15 protein-coding genes and 1 pseudogene are annotated in these 15024 nt (G+C 41.3%); 3 read left to right on the top strand and 13 right to left on the bottom strand.

The features are described 5' to 3' along the window. Nucleotides 1–3 precede the first annotated feature (3 nt). On the bottom strand, nucleotides 4–822 hold the full coding sequence (locus O3651_RS09990) for a PrsW family intramembrane metalloprotease (RefSeq protein WP_371610324.1): 819 nt from the start codon (nucleotides 820–822) through the stop codon (nucleotides 4–6). A gap of 203 nt (nucleotides 823–1025) precedes the next feature. Further along, a complete protein-coding gene (nox, locus tag O3651_RS09985; RefSeq protein WP_371610323.1) occupies nucleotides 1026–2405 on the bottom strand; it encodes a H2O-forming NADH oxidase in 1380 nt (459 codons plus the stop codon). A 230-nt stretch (nucleotides 2406–2635) separates the two neighbouring features. On the opposite strand from nox, the gene O3651_RS09980 reads away from it, so the two are divergent. From O3651_RS09980 to O3651_RS09970, 3 genes are read left to right on the top strand one after another with little or no spacing between them, the layout of a single operon-like run. Further along, nucleotides 2636–3565 (top strand): FAD:protein FMN transferase, encoded by a 930-nt coding sequence (locus tag O3651_RS09980; RefSeq protein WP_371610325.1) that lies wholly within the window; start codon nucleotides 2636–2638, stop codon nucleotides 3563–3565. A gap of 19 nt (nucleotides 3566–3584) precedes the next feature. After that, nucleotides 3585–4193: an NADPH-dependent FMN reductase gene (locus O3651_RS09975; protein WP_125372965.1), complete on the top strand. Its 609-nt coding sequence runs from the start codon at nucleotides 3585–3587 to the stop codon at nucleotides 4191–4193. Nucleotides 4194–4215: 22 nt separating this feature from the next. Then, nucleotides 4216–5448 carry an NAD(P)H-dependent oxidoreductase gene (locus O3651_RS09970; protein ID WP_048764234.1) on the top strand — a complete coding sequence of 411 codons (1233 nt, stop codon included), beginning with the start codon at nucleotides 4216–4218 and terminating at the stop codon, nucleotides 5446–5448. A gap of 51 nt (nucleotides 5449–5499) precedes the next feature. Here O3651_RS09970 and sdbB read toward each other — a convergent pair whose 3' ends face one another. The 11 genes and pseudogenes from sdbB to O3651_RS09915 all read right to left on the bottom strand — a co-directional run. Continuing rightward, nucleotides 5500–6051 carry a thiol-disulfide oxidoreductase-associated lipoprotein SdbB gene (sdbB, locus tag O3651_RS09965; RefSeq protein WP_371610322.1) on the bottom strand — a complete coding sequence of 184 codons (552 nt, stop codon included), beginning with the start codon at nucleotides 6049–6051 and terminating at the stop codon, nucleotides 5500–5502. Nucleotides 6052–6063: 12 nt separating this feature from the next. Next, nucleotides 6064–6771, bottom strand: coding sequence for a thiol-disulfide oxidoreductase-associated membrane protein CcdA2 (ccdA2, locus tag O3651_RS09960; protein WP_187422089.1), 708 nt, complete (start codon nucleotides 6769–6771; stop codon nucleotides 6064–6066). A 187-nt stretch (nucleotides 6772–6958) separates the two neighbouring features. Then, nucleotides 6959–8662, bottom strand: a complete 1704-nt coding sequence (locus O3651_RS09955; RefSeq protein ID WP_371610321.1) for a sensor histidine kinase — start codon at nucleotides 8660–8662, stop codon at nucleotides 6959–6961. Further along, nucleotides 8659–9393, bottom strand: a complete 735-nt coding sequence (locus O3651_RS09950; protein ID WP_371610320.1) for a response regulator — start codon at nucleotides 9391–9393, stop codon at nucleotides 8659–8661. The genes O3651_RS09955 and O3651_RS09950 overlap by 4 nt, the downstream gene beginning before the upstream one ends. 59 nt (nucleotides 9394–9452) lie before the next feature. After that, nucleotides 9453–10571: a peptide-methionine (R)-S-oxide reductase MsrB gene (gene msrB / locus O3651_RS09945; RefSeq protein ID WP_371610319.1), complete on the bottom strand. Its 1119-nt coding sequence runs from the start codon at nucleotides 10569–10571 to the stop codon at nucleotides 9453–9455. Between the two features lie 15 nt (nucleotides 10572–10586). Next, on the bottom strand, nucleotides 10587–11150 hold the full coding sequence (locus tag O3651_RS09940) for a TlpA family protein disulfide reductase (RefSeq protein ID WP_371610318.1): 564 nt from the start codon (nucleotides 11148–11150) through the stop codon (nucleotides 10587–10589). A 68-nt stretch (nucleotides 11151–11218) separates the two neighbouring features. Further along, entirely contained in the window at nucleotides 11219–11494 is a 276-nt protein-coding gene (locus O3651_RS09935) for a hypothetical protein (protein WP_371610317.1), read from the bottom strand. Between the two features lie 27 nt (nucleotides 11495–11521). Further along, nucleotides 11522–12232, bottom strand: a complete 711-nt coding sequence (gene ccdA2, locus O3651_RS09930; RefSeq protein WP_371610316.1) for a thiol-disulfide oxidoreductase-associated membrane protein CcdA2 — start codon at nucleotides 12230–12232, stop codon at nucleotides 11522–11524. Between the two features lie 143 nt (nucleotides 12233–12375). Further along, the gene (locus O3651_RS09925) at nucleotides 12376–13410 is read right to left on the bottom strand and encodes a HAMP domain-containing sensor histidine kinase (RefSeq protein ID WP_061910271.1); all 1035 of its coding nucleotides are present in this window, start codon (nucleotides 13408–13410) and stop codon (nucleotides 12376–12378) included. Further along, nucleotides 13407–14105, bottom strand: a complete 699-nt coding sequence (locus O3651_RS09920) for a response regulator transcription factor (protein ID WP_268731864.1) — start codon at nucleotides 14103–14105, stop codon at nucleotides 13407–13409. Before O3651_RS09920 ends, O3651_RS09925 begins: the two co-directional genes overlap by 4 nt. 80 nt (nucleotides 14106–14185) lie before the next feature. After that, a pseudogene (locus O3651_RS09915) lies at nucleotides 14186–15024 on the bottom strand (SSURE domain-containing protein); the annotation flags it as partial.

Raw genomic sequence — 15024 nt, 5'->3', positions numbered from 1 at the left:
TCTTTAGATTGACAAGTCTTCCTGATCAATCTTGTGTGCTGTTCGATAGGCTTGGTAGAAAATGAAGACAGCCACAGCAGTCATGATGGGAACGATAACTGGGATATCCGTTTCAATAGAAGTCAATGGAGAGTTCCAGAAGAAGTGGAGAACAAAAGCTGACAAGAAATAAAATAGTCCAGCTTTAAAGTAGGCCTTTTGCGTCTTGGCAAATCGGAACATCAGGGCTAGGCCGATAGTGGTCAAAGCAGTGTAGAGCCAGTGAGAAGCTACCCCACCAGTGATACGGCCTAAGATACCAGAGATAGTGAAGGAAAATCCTTCAGGAAGGTCGGAAAGGATATAAGAAAAGTCCTCACTAATCTGAAAACCTATGCCAGCTGTAATTCCCAATAGTAAAAAGCCTTTAAGTTTTTTGACTGGCACTAGATAGACAGCGAAAGCAACCGCAAAAAGCTTAAGCGGCTCTTCAACCAGCGGAGCTGCGAGAGCATTCTCCAGATAACTAATCACTGTATTTGGAAAACTCGTGCTAACCCACTCGTGGATATAAGTATTGGCTAATCCAGACGTCCATCCAGAAATGAATAGCCCACCTAGCAGAGCAATCCCAAGGCTAAATGCAGGCGTCTGCCATTTTTTACCCAAGCAGCGAATCAAAAGTAGAGCTGGGATGATATAGAGCAGGGCCAAAAGGGCTGAAAGTCCGACAATTCCATAACCAGTACCTGACATACTACCAGTAGTATAAGCTTGCGTCTCGTATTCCAAGCCAATCGCGCTTAGAAGGAGAAAAATGAAAAGAACAATATTTTTCTTCATATAACAACTTTCTAAAATTTTATTTTCATCTTAGTATAACAAAAAAATCTAAAATAGAACTAATTTTAAGACTCATTAGAATGATTATTAATTATTGTACTAGTTGATAAACAAATAATATATATGCATCATTCTGTATCGTATTGACAATTCAACTTGATAAAACAAGTAACAAAAAAGTCCCTCATCGGGACTTTCATTGTTTATTTTTCAGCTGTAAGTGCAGCCATTGTGATGTAGTTGTATGGTTTGTTAAAGTGTGGCAAGAAGAAGAGGTCTGTCAAGGCCAACTTGTCAATTGTCACATGCTCTTGGATAGCAAGTGAGAACATGTGGATTCCCATGCTGATTGCAGAATCACGAGACACCATTTGTGCACCAAGGATTTCGCGGCTGTCTTTATCAAAGACAATCTTGATGGCAACTTCGTGGTTGTCGTGTTTGATAAATTCTGGTTTTTGAAGATCGTTAAAGCCAGTTTCAGTTGCGTTATAGCCAGCAGCTTTGGCTTTTTCAAGAGTCAAACCAGTTGAAACCATGTGAAGACCGTAGATAGAGATACCATTTGATCCTTGAACTCCGATTCCTTCCAATTCATGTCCACAAGCGTTGTAAGCACCCACGATACCCGTACGTACAGCGTTAGATGCAAGGGCGATATAGCTAGTGTCTTTACGAGCATTGTCATAAACGGTCGCACAGTCACCTACTGCATAAACACCTGGGATTGATGTTTCTTGTTTCTTGTCTACAAGGAAGGCACCGTTGCGGAAGAGTTCAATCTTACCGTCAGCAAGAGCTGTGTTTGGACGGAAACCAACTGCAAGAACAACCATGTCCACATCAAATGTTTCTTTGTCTGTTACCAAGCGTTCAACTTTACCATCACCTTGGATTGCTTTAACTGTTTGACCAAGCGCCAAGCGGATGTTGTGGTCTTCCAAGTTCTTCGCCATCATTTGAGTGAAGTCTTTGTCGTAGTAGCCGTTCAAAACAGTGTCTACGATATCCACAAGCACCACTTCTTTTCCAAGACGCTCGAAGGCTTCGGCAAGTTCTACACCGATGTAACCACCACCAACAACGGCAATACGTTCAAGGTGTTTGCTCTTGTCTTCAAGTTTTCCAATAACTTCTTCAGCATTTTGGTACAATTTAACGAATTGGACGTTTTCAAGAGTCGCTTTAAATTCGCGGTTACCCTTAACGATTTCAACGCCTTCAATTGGAGGCAAGATTGGAGTTGAACCAGTTGCAAAGATCAATTTATCATAAGACTCTTTGTGTTCTTTTCCTTCCACTTCTGCGGTCACAACTTTATTATCGTAATCAATTGAAAGTACTGGTGAGTTCATGTAAACTTTAGCGCCTTTAGCTTCCAATTTTTCTTTATCAGAATAGAAGAGTCCTTCTGGACCATCGATTTGTTCCCCGATCCAAAGTGCCATTCCACAACCAAGGAATGAAATATTTGAGTTTTGGTCAAATACCACAATTTCATTTTCATGACCAAAGTTGTCCAACATTGTATTAATACAAGCTGTACCAGCGTGGTTAGCACCAACTACAACGATTTTACTCATAGAATAATCCACCTTTAAATTTAATTTACCAAACTAGTATACCATGTATCTGTTAGCGTTTACAAGATATATGCTCAGAATTATTTTAAAATTTGGCAAATAACTTTGATTTTAGACAAAAAATTTCAATTTTTCTGAAAATATTATATATTTACAATTGTGAAAACGGTATCTTTCTGTTATACTAATAGAGAAGATTAAGAAATTTAATAGGGAAGGTTGTGATAAAAGTGGATCTTAAGTCTAGATCCATCCATTTAATGGGATCGACTATCACTATTTCGATTCTCCATGAAGATGCTGGCAGTCTTCTGGATCAAGTGTTTTCACTTCTTAGATTGTACGAAAAGCGTTTTAGTGCAAATGATGACAGCTCTGAGCTCATGCAAATCAATCACGCTGCTGGTAAACATCCCGTTTGTGTCCATCCTGATTTGTTTGAGTTGATTGAGTTGGGAAAAAAGCATAGTCTCGCTCCAGACAGTCATCTCAATATTACCTTGGGACCCTTGATTCAAACTTGGCGGATTGGCTTTGCGGATGCGAAAGTTCCCAGTCCCAAAGAAATCAAGCAAGCGCTGGCACTCACTGACCCTGAGTGTATCGAGTTAGATGCAGCTGCCTCCAGTGTTTTTTTGACAATGGAAGGCATGAAAATCGACTTAGGCGCCCTTGCCAAAGGCTATATCGCAGATAAAATCGCTACTTTTCTAAGAGGACAAGGTGTCACCTCTGCCCTCATCAATCTTGGTGGAAATATCTTAACCATTGGTCTAAATGAAAAAAATAATCGTTGGTGGCGCATTGGAATTCAAAATCCAAGTCTGCAACGGGGAAACAATCTGGCTCTTCTGTCCGTTCAGGATCAGTCTGTCGTGACCTCAGGGATATATGAAAGAAAACTGCAAGTTGACGGCAGGGTCTATCATCATATTTTTGACCGCATCACAGGTTATCCGATCAACAATCAGCTAGCTAGTCTCACGATTGTTTCATCAAAATCAGTCGATGGTGAAATATGGACAACCCGTTTATTTGGGGAAACTCCTACTTCCATCTTAGAGAAAGTCGAGCAAGAAAATGGAATCGAAGCCTTCGTTATTACAGAAAATCATCAAATTTTTTATTCATCTGGTCTCAGCCCAGAAATCTTATCCTAAATCCAGAAAGGAACCTACTATGTTAAAATTTATCGGTCTAGTTGGTACAAACTCAAAAAAATCAACCAACCGCCAACTCCTTCAGTACATGCAAAAGCATTTCGCTGATAAAGCAGAAATCGAGTTGATTGAAATCAAAGAAATTCCTATTTTCAACAAACCATCTGATATGCAAGTTCCAGAGATCGTTAAAGAAATCGCTGCGAAAATCGAAGCTGCTGATGGTGTTATCATCGGAACGCCTGAATATGACCACTCTATTCCCGCTGTTCTTATGAGTGCCTTAGCTTGGCTGTCTTACGGTATCTATCCATTACTTGGTAAACCAGTGATGATTACAGGAGCCTCTTATGGAACTCTGGGTTCATCTCGTGCCCAACTACAACTCCGTCAAATTTTGGATTCGCCAGAACTCAAAGCTTCTGTTATGCCAGGTTCTGAATTCCTACTTTCTCACTCACTTCAAGCCTTTGATAAAAATGGAGACTTGATTGACCTCGAAACCATTCAAAAATTAGACGCTCTTTTTGATGACTTCCGTTTGTTTGTTAAAATTACAGAAAAGTTATCAAGTGCCCAAGCACTTCTTCATCAAGAAGCTGAAAACTTTGACTGGGAAAAATTGTAAGAACTAGAAGGGAAAGAATCACATGAAATTTGTTGGACTTGTCGGCTCAAATGCAGACCAATCATACAACCGTAAATTACTAGAATTTATCAGAAAACAATTTAAACTGAAATTTGAATTAGAAGTTTTGGAAATTGATGAAGTTCCACTCTTTAATCAAGATGAAAAATGGGACGAATCCTTCCAACTGCGCCTTTTGTACAACCGCATCACGCGCGCTGACGGTGTCATCATTGCTACTCCTGAGCACAACCACACCATTACAGCAGCTCTCAAAAGTGTCCTTGAATGGCTCTCTTATGAGGTTCACCCATTTGAAAGCAAGCCTGTCATGATTGTGGGAGCTTCCTACTATGACCAAGGAACCTCTCGTGCCCAAGTGCATTTGCGTAAAATCTTGGATGCTCCAGGTGTCAATGCTTACACTTTACCAGGAAATGAATTCCTTCTTGGCAAAGCGAAAGAAGCTTTTGATAATAAAGGCAACATCACAAACGAAGGAACTGTTAAATTCCTTGAATCTTGCTTAGATAACTTTGTTAAATATGTTGAGGTAGTCTCAAAATTGAAAAAACCTAAACCAATTGCTCCTGAAGACTTAGATGTCACGAACCCAATCGCAACAACCATCACAGAAGTTGACCCTGACGATCCAGAATGGGTAGAAAAAGCTGCAAAAGCTGTTGGTGCTGTTTCTGGCGATACCTATGTCAAGCTTGACCATGGTATCCTGACTGTTAACCAAATCGACATGTTCTTAAAGGCTATGCCGTTTGAATTGACTTATGCAGATGATAACAACCAGTTCCTTTACTATAACAACGCTCATCAAGATCCAGACACCATGTTTGCTAAACGTGTACCATCCCAATCAGGTGGCCGTCTCTCAACCCTACACAACTCTCTTCCTGCTGCTCGCATGAAGAACGTAGAATGGGTAGTTGGTGTTCTTCGTAACGGTGATCAAGAGTATGTTCGTACAATCGTACCTGGCTCACCAGCAGGTGTTATCAATACCCATAACTACCAAGCAATGTACTATCCTGACGGTTCTTACGCTGGTATCAACGAAATCGTCTTCAACTTCCAGCCTTGGCTAGATTGGTATCTGAAAACAACTGGTCAACGCTTGGTTGGAGGAAGTGGCCCATTTGCTCCCGCAGCTGCAGCAGCCGATGCCACTTCTGGTGCTTCAGATACTGGCGGTGGTCACGGCGGTGGAGATGCCGATGCAACATCTGGCGCTAGTGCTTAATCAGAACAAAATGAAAAGAATGGATTTTCAAATCCATTCTTTTTCTTTATTTTATTTCATCTCCTTGAAGGCCTTTTCTGCTTCTTCGTTGCTGATTGCTCCAAATTGAATCTTCCCAATTTTTCCTTGGCTATCAATGAGGATTTCGGTTGGAATACTGCGAACCTGATAGGCTTGGAAGATTGCACCAGACGTGTCAAATAGAACGGGCACATCCTTATAGCCTTGTTCTTGATACCATTTTGGGAAGTCCTCAACAGACTTCTCTCCTTGGAGACCCGGTGCTACAATAGACAATATTTCAAAATCACGGTCTTTTTTACCAGCTAACTCAACCAATTCTGGCATACTTCGCTTACAAGGTCCGCACCAAGAAGCCCAGAACTTCAGATAGACTTTTTTTCCACGGTAATCAGAAAGCTTGACAGTTTTTCCATCCATCGACTGAAGAGTAAAGTCCGGTGCCTCCTGGCCAACTGCAACCTGCGATTGGACACTTGTACTGGACTGGCTTTGACTATTCATCCCCTTTTCATCAGATGAACAAGCTGATAGTGTCAAAAAAGCTATCGAAGCAACAACTAGCGAAAGAATTTTTTTCATCTTTTTCTCCTTTTATCCAAAAATTCCTGATAAAGCATTTAACTGCCCGAGCATGAGAAGGATTCCCATAAAAATAATCAAGGCTCCTCCGATTTTTTTCATCAGTCCCATATAGGGTTTGATTTTCGTAAAATAGCGCATAACGAAGCCAGAAGCTAGGGCTAAGATGAGAAACGGCAAGGCCATTCCCAACGTATACACCAATGTTAGAAGCGCTCCTTGAACTGCTCCATTTCCTCCAGAGGCAGCTAGGGCCAGAACCGAACTAAGGACAGGTCCGATACAAGGCGTCCAACCGAAGCTGAAACTAACGCCAAGCAAAAAGGCTGAAAGAAAATCATTCCGACGACTGTTCTTCTTAAATTCCACATTTTTCTGGAATTGTAACTGCCTGATATTGATCAGCTCCATCTGGTGAATTCCTAGCAAAATGATGATGATCCCCATCAGATAACGGAATTTCTCATCGTAAATCACTCTGCCTAAGAATCCTGCACCGAAGCCTAGTAGGAAGAAAACTAAAGAAATGCCAGCAATGAAACACAAGGTCTTGATCAGACCAGTCCAAGCGATCTTTCTGCCTAAAAACTTGACTTCTCTAGGCTCTTCTTCATCCAGCAAAATCCCTATATAGACTGGTAACAAGGGAAAGATACAGGGTGAGAAAAACGAGAGAATTCCAGCCAAAAAGACCGAAACAAAAAATAAACTAGACTCCATCCCAACCTCCTTTAAGATGTGTTTTCAATATTATTATAACAAACGATTTAAATTTTTCCACATTTTGCTACACTATCCTCATTTTTGTATCATTTATCGGAGAAGCCGTCTGTAAAAACACTATTTTGCTCCTAAACAAGAAAAAAAGCCGGAAAGTTTCCGGCTTGAATATTGAATGATAGCGAACTTAAGCATCTGTTACTAGCGGCAAATAAAGACAAATCTGGGTGAATTTATCTGGTTCAGACTGGATTTCCATATGGTAGTCGTCTCCGAACTGCAACCTCAAGCGTTGATCGACATTTTTCAGACCGACACCACCTAAGCGAAGGAGAGTCTGGTCCTCTGAATTTTGAAGATCAAAGCCGCGGCCGTTGTCATAGATAGACAGTATCAGTTGCCCCTCTTCTGCTTTCGACGTCACCCGAATCATGCCTTGTCGGTCAATTTCCTTGATACCATGGTAGATGGCATTTTCAACCAAAGGCTGAAGTACTAGCTTGGGCAGTTTATAATCAGCTATAGATTCATCCTCTTCAATCTCATATTGGAGCTTGTCACCATAGCGCTGCTTCTGGATAAAAAGATACTGACGAACGTGATCAATCTCATCTCTAAGAGAAATCTGTTCATGTCCTTGATTGAGCGCCAAGCGAAAATATTGGGCGAGTGACTTTGTTACCTCAACAACACGCTTGCTATCGTTAAATTCAGCCATCCAGACAATCGTATCCAAGGTATTATAAAGGAAATGGGGATTGATTTGAGCAGAGAGAGCTCGGAGCTCATAGCGGCGGACATTTTGTTCTTCTGTCTTGACAGCTTCCATTAGTCGTTCGATTTGATCCAGCATTTTATTGAACTGCTGAGCCAAGTCAACCAACTCTGGAGAACCCTTAGCTTCTGCACGCAGATTTGAGTCGCCTGCCCCAATCTTCAGAATGACTGATTGTAGATTCTGCAGAGGCTTAATCCACAAACGCAGAACAAACCAAATACCAGTCAAGCACAGCAGGAGTGCTAAAAGGCCCATTCCTACAAAAGAATAAAGCATCTGTGACTGAAGCATCTGCAATTGCTCTAATGAGGCAACACCAATTAAAGTCCAATCACTATCTGAAATATCAATCTGATAGACAAAAGCCTGCTTCTGGTCTGCATAACCATCCTTGACCGATATATAGGGCTGCATAGCTTTCATTTCCTGGCTGGATGAATAAACACTTTTCTTGGGATGATAGACAAATTCATGCTGGCTATTGACAATAAAGCTAAAGCCCTTCTTTCCTAGCTGAAGCCTATCCAGATAGGCTTTGAGACTATTGTAGCCGATATCCAGACGCAACACACCGAGATTCTGCCCTGCTTCATCCACTACTTCCTGAGTGACAGAAACAACCCACTTCTCCTTCTCAGATGACAGAGATTCTTTCCGAGCAGGGGTCAAGACAGGCATGGCTTTGGTATGAACAGCTTCCTGATACCATTTTTCATTCATCATATCAGAAGATGTCTGCATGCTGATTTGAGAATCTGTCGAGACCACGCGCCCGTCCTTGGTAACCAATACTGCCGACACCAAATCCGGATCTGTCTCAATGATGGTTTTCATCAAAGCTTGCACTGACGTTTCACTGCTTTCTTGATTCTGAGCAAACTTACGAATCGTTTCTTCCTTACTCAGTGTGGAGGTGGTTTGTTTTAACTTCTGCAAATAGGAAGCAATGAACTGTCCACTTTGCTCCATGTTATTGCGCGTCGTCCGCTCTGTCAGCTGCCGAATAGTCTGCGAGCTAGTCTGATAGTAAAGACTCCCAACAGACCCCAAAAGTAAAAGGACCAGCAGAAAAATATAGACAATCAACTGGATAAGAAGCGGATATCGTTTCATTTCTCCTCTCCTTTTTTAAACTGCCGAGGTGTCAGCCCAACCACCTGCTTGAAGCGCTGAGAAAAATAGTTCATATCGTCAAAACCAACCTGCTCTGCTATTTCATAAATCTTCAAATCTGTGGTCAGGAGTAAGAGCTTTGCTTTTTTCATCCGCTCTTGGATCAGATAATCTTGAAAGGGCAAGCCTAATTCTTTTTTGATAAGAACACTTAGGTAGGACGGACTAAACCCCAATTGGAAAGCCAAACTTTTCAGACTTAATTCTGAATCAGCTAGACGCGCTTGAATAACCTCTTCCAACTCAGAGCGCTGTCCCTGATCGACCAAGTTTTGAATCTGGGCTTTTTTACGTTCCTTATCAAGCTTGGTCTGCACCTTGGCCAACATCTCCTCAACATCATCCTTGGAAAATGGCTTGAGAAGATAGTCATCTGCACCTAACTTAATGGCCGTCCGAGCATAGTCAAAGTCATCATAGCCTGTCAGGAAAACGATATGGCACTTAGGAGCCTGGTTCCTGACTAGCTTGGCCAGTTCAAGGCCATTCATCTGTGGCATATTGATATCGGTCAGCAGGATGTCAGCAGGATTTTCCTGAAATTTCTGCCAAGCTTCTCTTCCATTTTCAGCCTGAGCAATAACTTGCATACCAAACTGTTCATAGTCTACCAAGGACGCAATCCCCTGTCTTACCAGATACTCATCCTCTACAATCATAATTGAATACACAAGATTCAACTCCTTATTTATACTGGATTTATTATAGCAAATTTTCAATCAAAATGCTCTTAAACATAATCCAAAAGATAACCGTAGCCCTTCTCTTCCATCTCAGCTTTTGGAATGAACTTAATTGACAGACTATTGATGCAATAGCGCAAGCCGCCCTTGTCCTTAGGGCCGTCAGTGAAAACATGGCCCAGATGCGAATTTCCAACCCGACTGCGAACTTCCGTTCGAGTCATGTTGAAACTCTTGTCTTCTTTGTAAGTCGCAACATCAGGACTGATAGGGCGTGTGAAACTCGGCCAACCGCAGCCTGAATCAAATTTATCCTTTGATGAAAAGAGAGGCTCGCCTGTCACCACATCCACGTAGATACCAGCATCGAACTTATCCCAATAGCGATTAGAAAAGGCCCGCTCAGTGTCATTCTTTTGTGTGACTGCATATTCTTCTGGCGAGAGCTTAGCCTTAATCTCTTCATCGCTAGGCTTAGGATAGCGACTAGCTTCGATAACAGGATAAGCAGCTTGATTGACATCGATATGGCAATATCCATTAGGATTCTTTTTTAGGTAATCCTGATGATAATCTTCTGCCTTGATAAAGTTTTTCAGAGGTTCTTTTTCGACAGCTAAAGGCTTATCATATTTCTTAGCAACTTCATCAAAAACTTGATTGATGGTATTCAAATCTGCTTCATCCTTATAATAAACTCCTGTCCGATACTGGGTCCCCTGATCATTTCCCTGCTTGTTTTTAGAAGTTGGGTCAATGATGCGGAAATAGTGAAGTAAGATTTCTTTGAGAGAGATTTTTTTGGCGTTATAGGTAATTTTTACCGTCTCAGCATGGCCAGTTTGGGAGACCAATTCATACTTGGTCGTGTCGCCCTTACCATTTGCATAGCCAGACTCAGCATCAATTAAACCTGGCACGCGAGAAAAGTACTCTTCTACTCCCCAAAAACAGCCGCCAGCCAGATAAATCTCCCGCTTGTCCTCTTCCTTGACATCTTCTTTCTTCTGTTTAGTCACTTCTGTCTTGCTCATAGAGGCTTTCTTGATTTGCTCAATATTGGCCTGAGATGGGTTAATAGACATGGAGCCCTTGATTAAGAAAAATAGACCAAAACAGGCGAGCAAGCCAAACAAAACCAGAAAAATCTTCCATTTGCCTTCCATGTTCATTGCTCCTTTCTACTTGATTTCCTTTAGTGTTTTTTCAATATCTTCCTTGCTCATATAGCCCACATGAGTTTTAGCAAGTGAGCCATCACTATTGATAAAGAGAGCAGATGGATACGAGCGAATCCCGTATTCTTTCAGCAATTCTCCCTTGGTGTCCATGAGAACTGGGAAATCTTTGTAATCCAAAGACTTGTACCATTCCTTGAAATCATCAGCAGACTTTTCTCCATTAAAAGTCGGAGACACTACTGACAGGACAACATAATCTTTTCCAGACTGCTCCTTAGCCAAATCATTGGTATCTCCAAGAGTGGATAGACAAATAGAGCACCAAGATGCCCAAAACTTTAGATAGACTTTCTTGCCTTTGAAATCAGACAGCTTGTAGGTCTTGCCGTCCACTCCTTGCAGACTAAAGTCCTTAGCCATTTTTGTAGCTTGGTTAGAATTTGACTTGCTAGTCATAGAACTTTTATCATTTTTAGAAGCTTCCGAATTCATTTGCTGATTTGAGCAAGCTCCCAATAAGCCGACACAAAGCAGACTGGCAGTCAAAATCGATAGTTTCTTCATTATTTTCTTTCCTTTCAAAATAAGGAGAAAGCCGACAAAACTGACGACTCCCACCCTTATTGATAATTTTATTTATCAGATGACATCTCTGATGAATCTTTCATGTCAGACTTAGTGTCGGACATCATGGAAGAGTCCTTCATATCATCCTTTTTCATCTTGTCATCAGACATGCTAGAGTCTTTCATATTCTCCTTCTTCATGTCATCTTTTTTCATATCGTCTTTCTTCATCATACTGCTGTCATCCATCTTTTTCATATCTGAATTTGACTTTTGACTGGAGCAAGCAGCCAAGGCAAAGATACTAAGAGTAGCCATTGTAAGGGTAGCGATTTTTTTCATGATATTTCTCCTTTAATTATATAATATTTATCCAAATAATGACGCTAAAGCGTTTAGATTTCCAAGCATTAGCAAAACTCCCATGAGAATGATGAGTGCACCGCCGATTTTCTTAAGCGTTCCCATATAAGGTTTGAGTTTCGCAAAGCGCTGTAATACCCATCCGGAAGCCAAAGCCATAGCTAGAAAAGGGAGGGCTAAGCCAAGTGTATAAACCAACATAAGCAAGCCTCCCTGAAGAGCGCCGTTACCGCCAGAAGCAGCAATTGCTAAAACAGAGCTCAGAACAGGTCCCACACAGGGCGTCCAACCAAAGCTAAAGGTGATACCCAAGAGAAATGCGTTAAGAAAATCACTTCTTTTACTATTCTTTTTAAGTTGGATGCTCTTTTGCTTTTGCAGTTGCTGGATATTGATGATTCCCATCTGGTGGATTCCCAGTAGAATGACAATCCCGCCCAGAACATAGCGAAACCAGGGGGCATAGAGGACTTGCCCTAGAGCGCCAGCTCCGTAGCCCAAAACCAAAAATACAGTAGATAAACCTGCTATAAAGCAGAGAGTCTTAGCCAAACCATACCAAGAAAGATCCCTTCCCATAAACCGAACCGTTTTCTGCTGTTCTGAATCTAGCAGAATTCCCACATAGACTGGCATAAGCGGTAAGATACAAGGGGAGAAAAAGGAAAGAATCCCCGCCAGAAAAACAGAAATAAAGAACAAAAAACTTGTTGCCATTTCAAAAACCTCTCGATCATTTTTCTGACTCTAGTATAAAATAAAAATCCCCCTAAAAATAGGGAGATCGATTTGAAAAAACTTGAATTTGGTTTTATCTTTGCTAAATCAAGAGTTAAAAATATTTATCACTTATTGTGGATTTATGTTAAGTTGAGAGCAAATGTAAAAGTGCTTCCTAGGCCACACTGGCTTTCGACCGTTATTTCCCCACCCAGCTGATGAGCCAATTCACGCGCAATAGCAAGACCCAGACCATGCCCACCTGTCTTCATATTACGAGATGTTTCCACACGATAAAGGCGTTTGAAAATCTTATCCAAATCCTCAGGAGCAATACCCTGTCCTTCATCTTTTACACTTATTGTCAAGATTTGCTCAGTTAATTGAGCCACAACCTCAATTTTAGTTCCAGGGTCTGAGTACTTAAAGGCATTATTTAGCAAGTTGACCAAGATACGGGAAAGTTTATCGTAATGGCTCTTAATTTTCGCTGACTCAGGAGACACTTGAATGTAGATGTCTCGCTCCTCCTGCTCAATCAATAGTTGAAATTCACTCATAGCCTCAATCAATAGCTGATCTATAAAGACTATTTCGGCTTCTCCATCTGATTCTATTCGAGGCTGGGCATTAAGAGTCAAAACATCCAATTCTTCCACCAATTTATTCAAGCGCTCTGTCTGACGGCTAATCGTGGTCAGGTAATGAATCTGCTCCTCTTCTTCTATGACTCCATCTAAAATCCCCTCCACAGTCGCCTGAATAGAGGTAATGGGAGTTTTAATATCGTGAGAAAGCTGGGCAATCATCATTCCCTTTTCTCGTTCACTTTCATCAAGCGACTCAAACGTTTCTTGCAAATTATGCGACATATCGTTAAAAGCCTGACCCAACTCTTGAAATTCAATAGGGCCCTTGGCGTCAATCTCTGCACTAAAATCCTTGTCAGCTATATTCTGAGCCTGTTTTTTCAGATGCCGAAGGGAAGAAAATACTGGCGATAAAAGAAAGAGACTGACTGCCGCCCCTATAAAACTAGCAATCAAGGTCATTCCAACTAGGAAATAAATTTCACTTTTTACAATCAACATTCGCTGGACTGCCCAGAAAACGAGTAAAATCGTTAGTAGGCTAGAAATTAGGTACCCTACTAGAATGTAACTTTTTAATTTCATTTTATACCTCGTGCTCCTTCCATTTTATACCCCAGACCCCAGACAGTTTTGACGGCAGGAGTGTCTGAACTGGCATACTTGGTCAATTCCTGTCTCAGAGCATGTATATGAACATTAAGGGTATTGGTATCATCTACGAAGTCTTCCTGCCACACCTTTTCGTAAAGCTCCGTCTTTGAAAAAACTCTCTCAGGATTACTAGCTAAAATCCAGAGCAGTTCAAAGGATTTCACTGTTAATTCCAAAAAATGCTCTCCGATGCGAGCCTCATGAACCGCATGATTCATCACCAAATCACCGAGCTCAATTTGTTCGATCTCGCCTCCACGATGCAGTCGGCGCAAGATATTATTGACCCTTAGAACTAGCTCACGCGGACTAAAAGGTTTGGCTATAAAATCATCTGCTCCTAAGCTCAAACCGTAAATTTTGTCTTGATCGCTAGTCTTAGCCGTTGTAAAAAGAAAAGGCTGATCAGGTGCTATATACTGAACCTCACTGATAAAGTCATAACCGTCCATATTCGGCATCATGATGTCTGTGATGATCAGGTCAACAGATTTCTTTCTGAAAAGATCTAACCCCTCCATGCCATCTCGAGCCACTAAAACATGGTAGCCATCCTGCATAAGATAGCGCTTTTGAATATCTAGAATATCCATCTCATCATCAACGAGTAAAATTGTCTTTCCCATTTGCCAATCTCCTGATAAAAACAGTGTTATACTGGCTTTAGTATAACACTATTTTTAGTAATTTTTAAATGATTTAAACCTTAATCTTTTTGTTTTTCTTTCAAACCTAGAAGGCTAAGAATTCCTGCCAAAGCTAGTCCTAAGAAACCAATGGCAGCTGTAGCTGTTTGAGCTTCACCAGTTGTGGGTAACGTAGCCTTATCATTTTTTTCATCGTATCTGCCATCGGCTTAGAAGTTGGGTGTTCCCCCTTCACATCAGTCATGCGATGATCTACTTCCTTCGTACCCTCAGCTGTACTCATAGAATCTGTTGCAGAAGGCTTCTTATTCATCTGACCTTCTTGAGATGGTGTTGTAGAAGGTTTCATATTCATTTGACCTTCTTGAGATGGTATTGTAGCCATTTCTTTTCCACGAAGCTGAATCGTTACTTGACGAGTCGCGATAAGATTTGTCAAATCTGCTTTGCCATCTTTGGCACCATAGACCTTGACAGTAGCTTGGTAAGTGTGAGTTCCGTTAACACGAAGTTGGTCAAGAAGGGCTTGTCCGTCTTTACCTGTAGTATTGCCGTTCAAATCCACTTCGTAGAAGTATTGACCTTTCGCCAAGCCTTCAAGTGGCAAGAGAGCTGGATTTTTAGCTGTGCCGTTGTCTGACCAAGGAGCCTTGTCAGAAGATTTGAGCAAGAGACGCGTCAACATACCATCTCCACCGAAAGCTTCATACGGAATGACTTGATTGACACCAGCCAAGAATGGACCGGGAACGTTCGCTTTTTCTAAATAGCTGGCTGGGACATCAATATGGTCTTTGATATTTTTAGTGACTGAATCTTTGACTGCTTCTTTTGAAACAAGGCCGTTCAAGTTAACAGTTACATTTTTTGTAGCTACGAGATTGGTTAAATCTGCTTT

Origin of the sequence: Streptococcus sp. 27098_8_73 (assembly GCF_041432495.1) — a bacterium.
Classification (GTDB): Bacteria; Bacillota; Bacilli; order Lactobacillales; family Streptococcaceae; genus Streptococcus.
The sequence above is the reverse complement of the archived record's forward strand: the minus strand, read 5'-3'. Positions and strand labels throughout refer to the sequence as shown.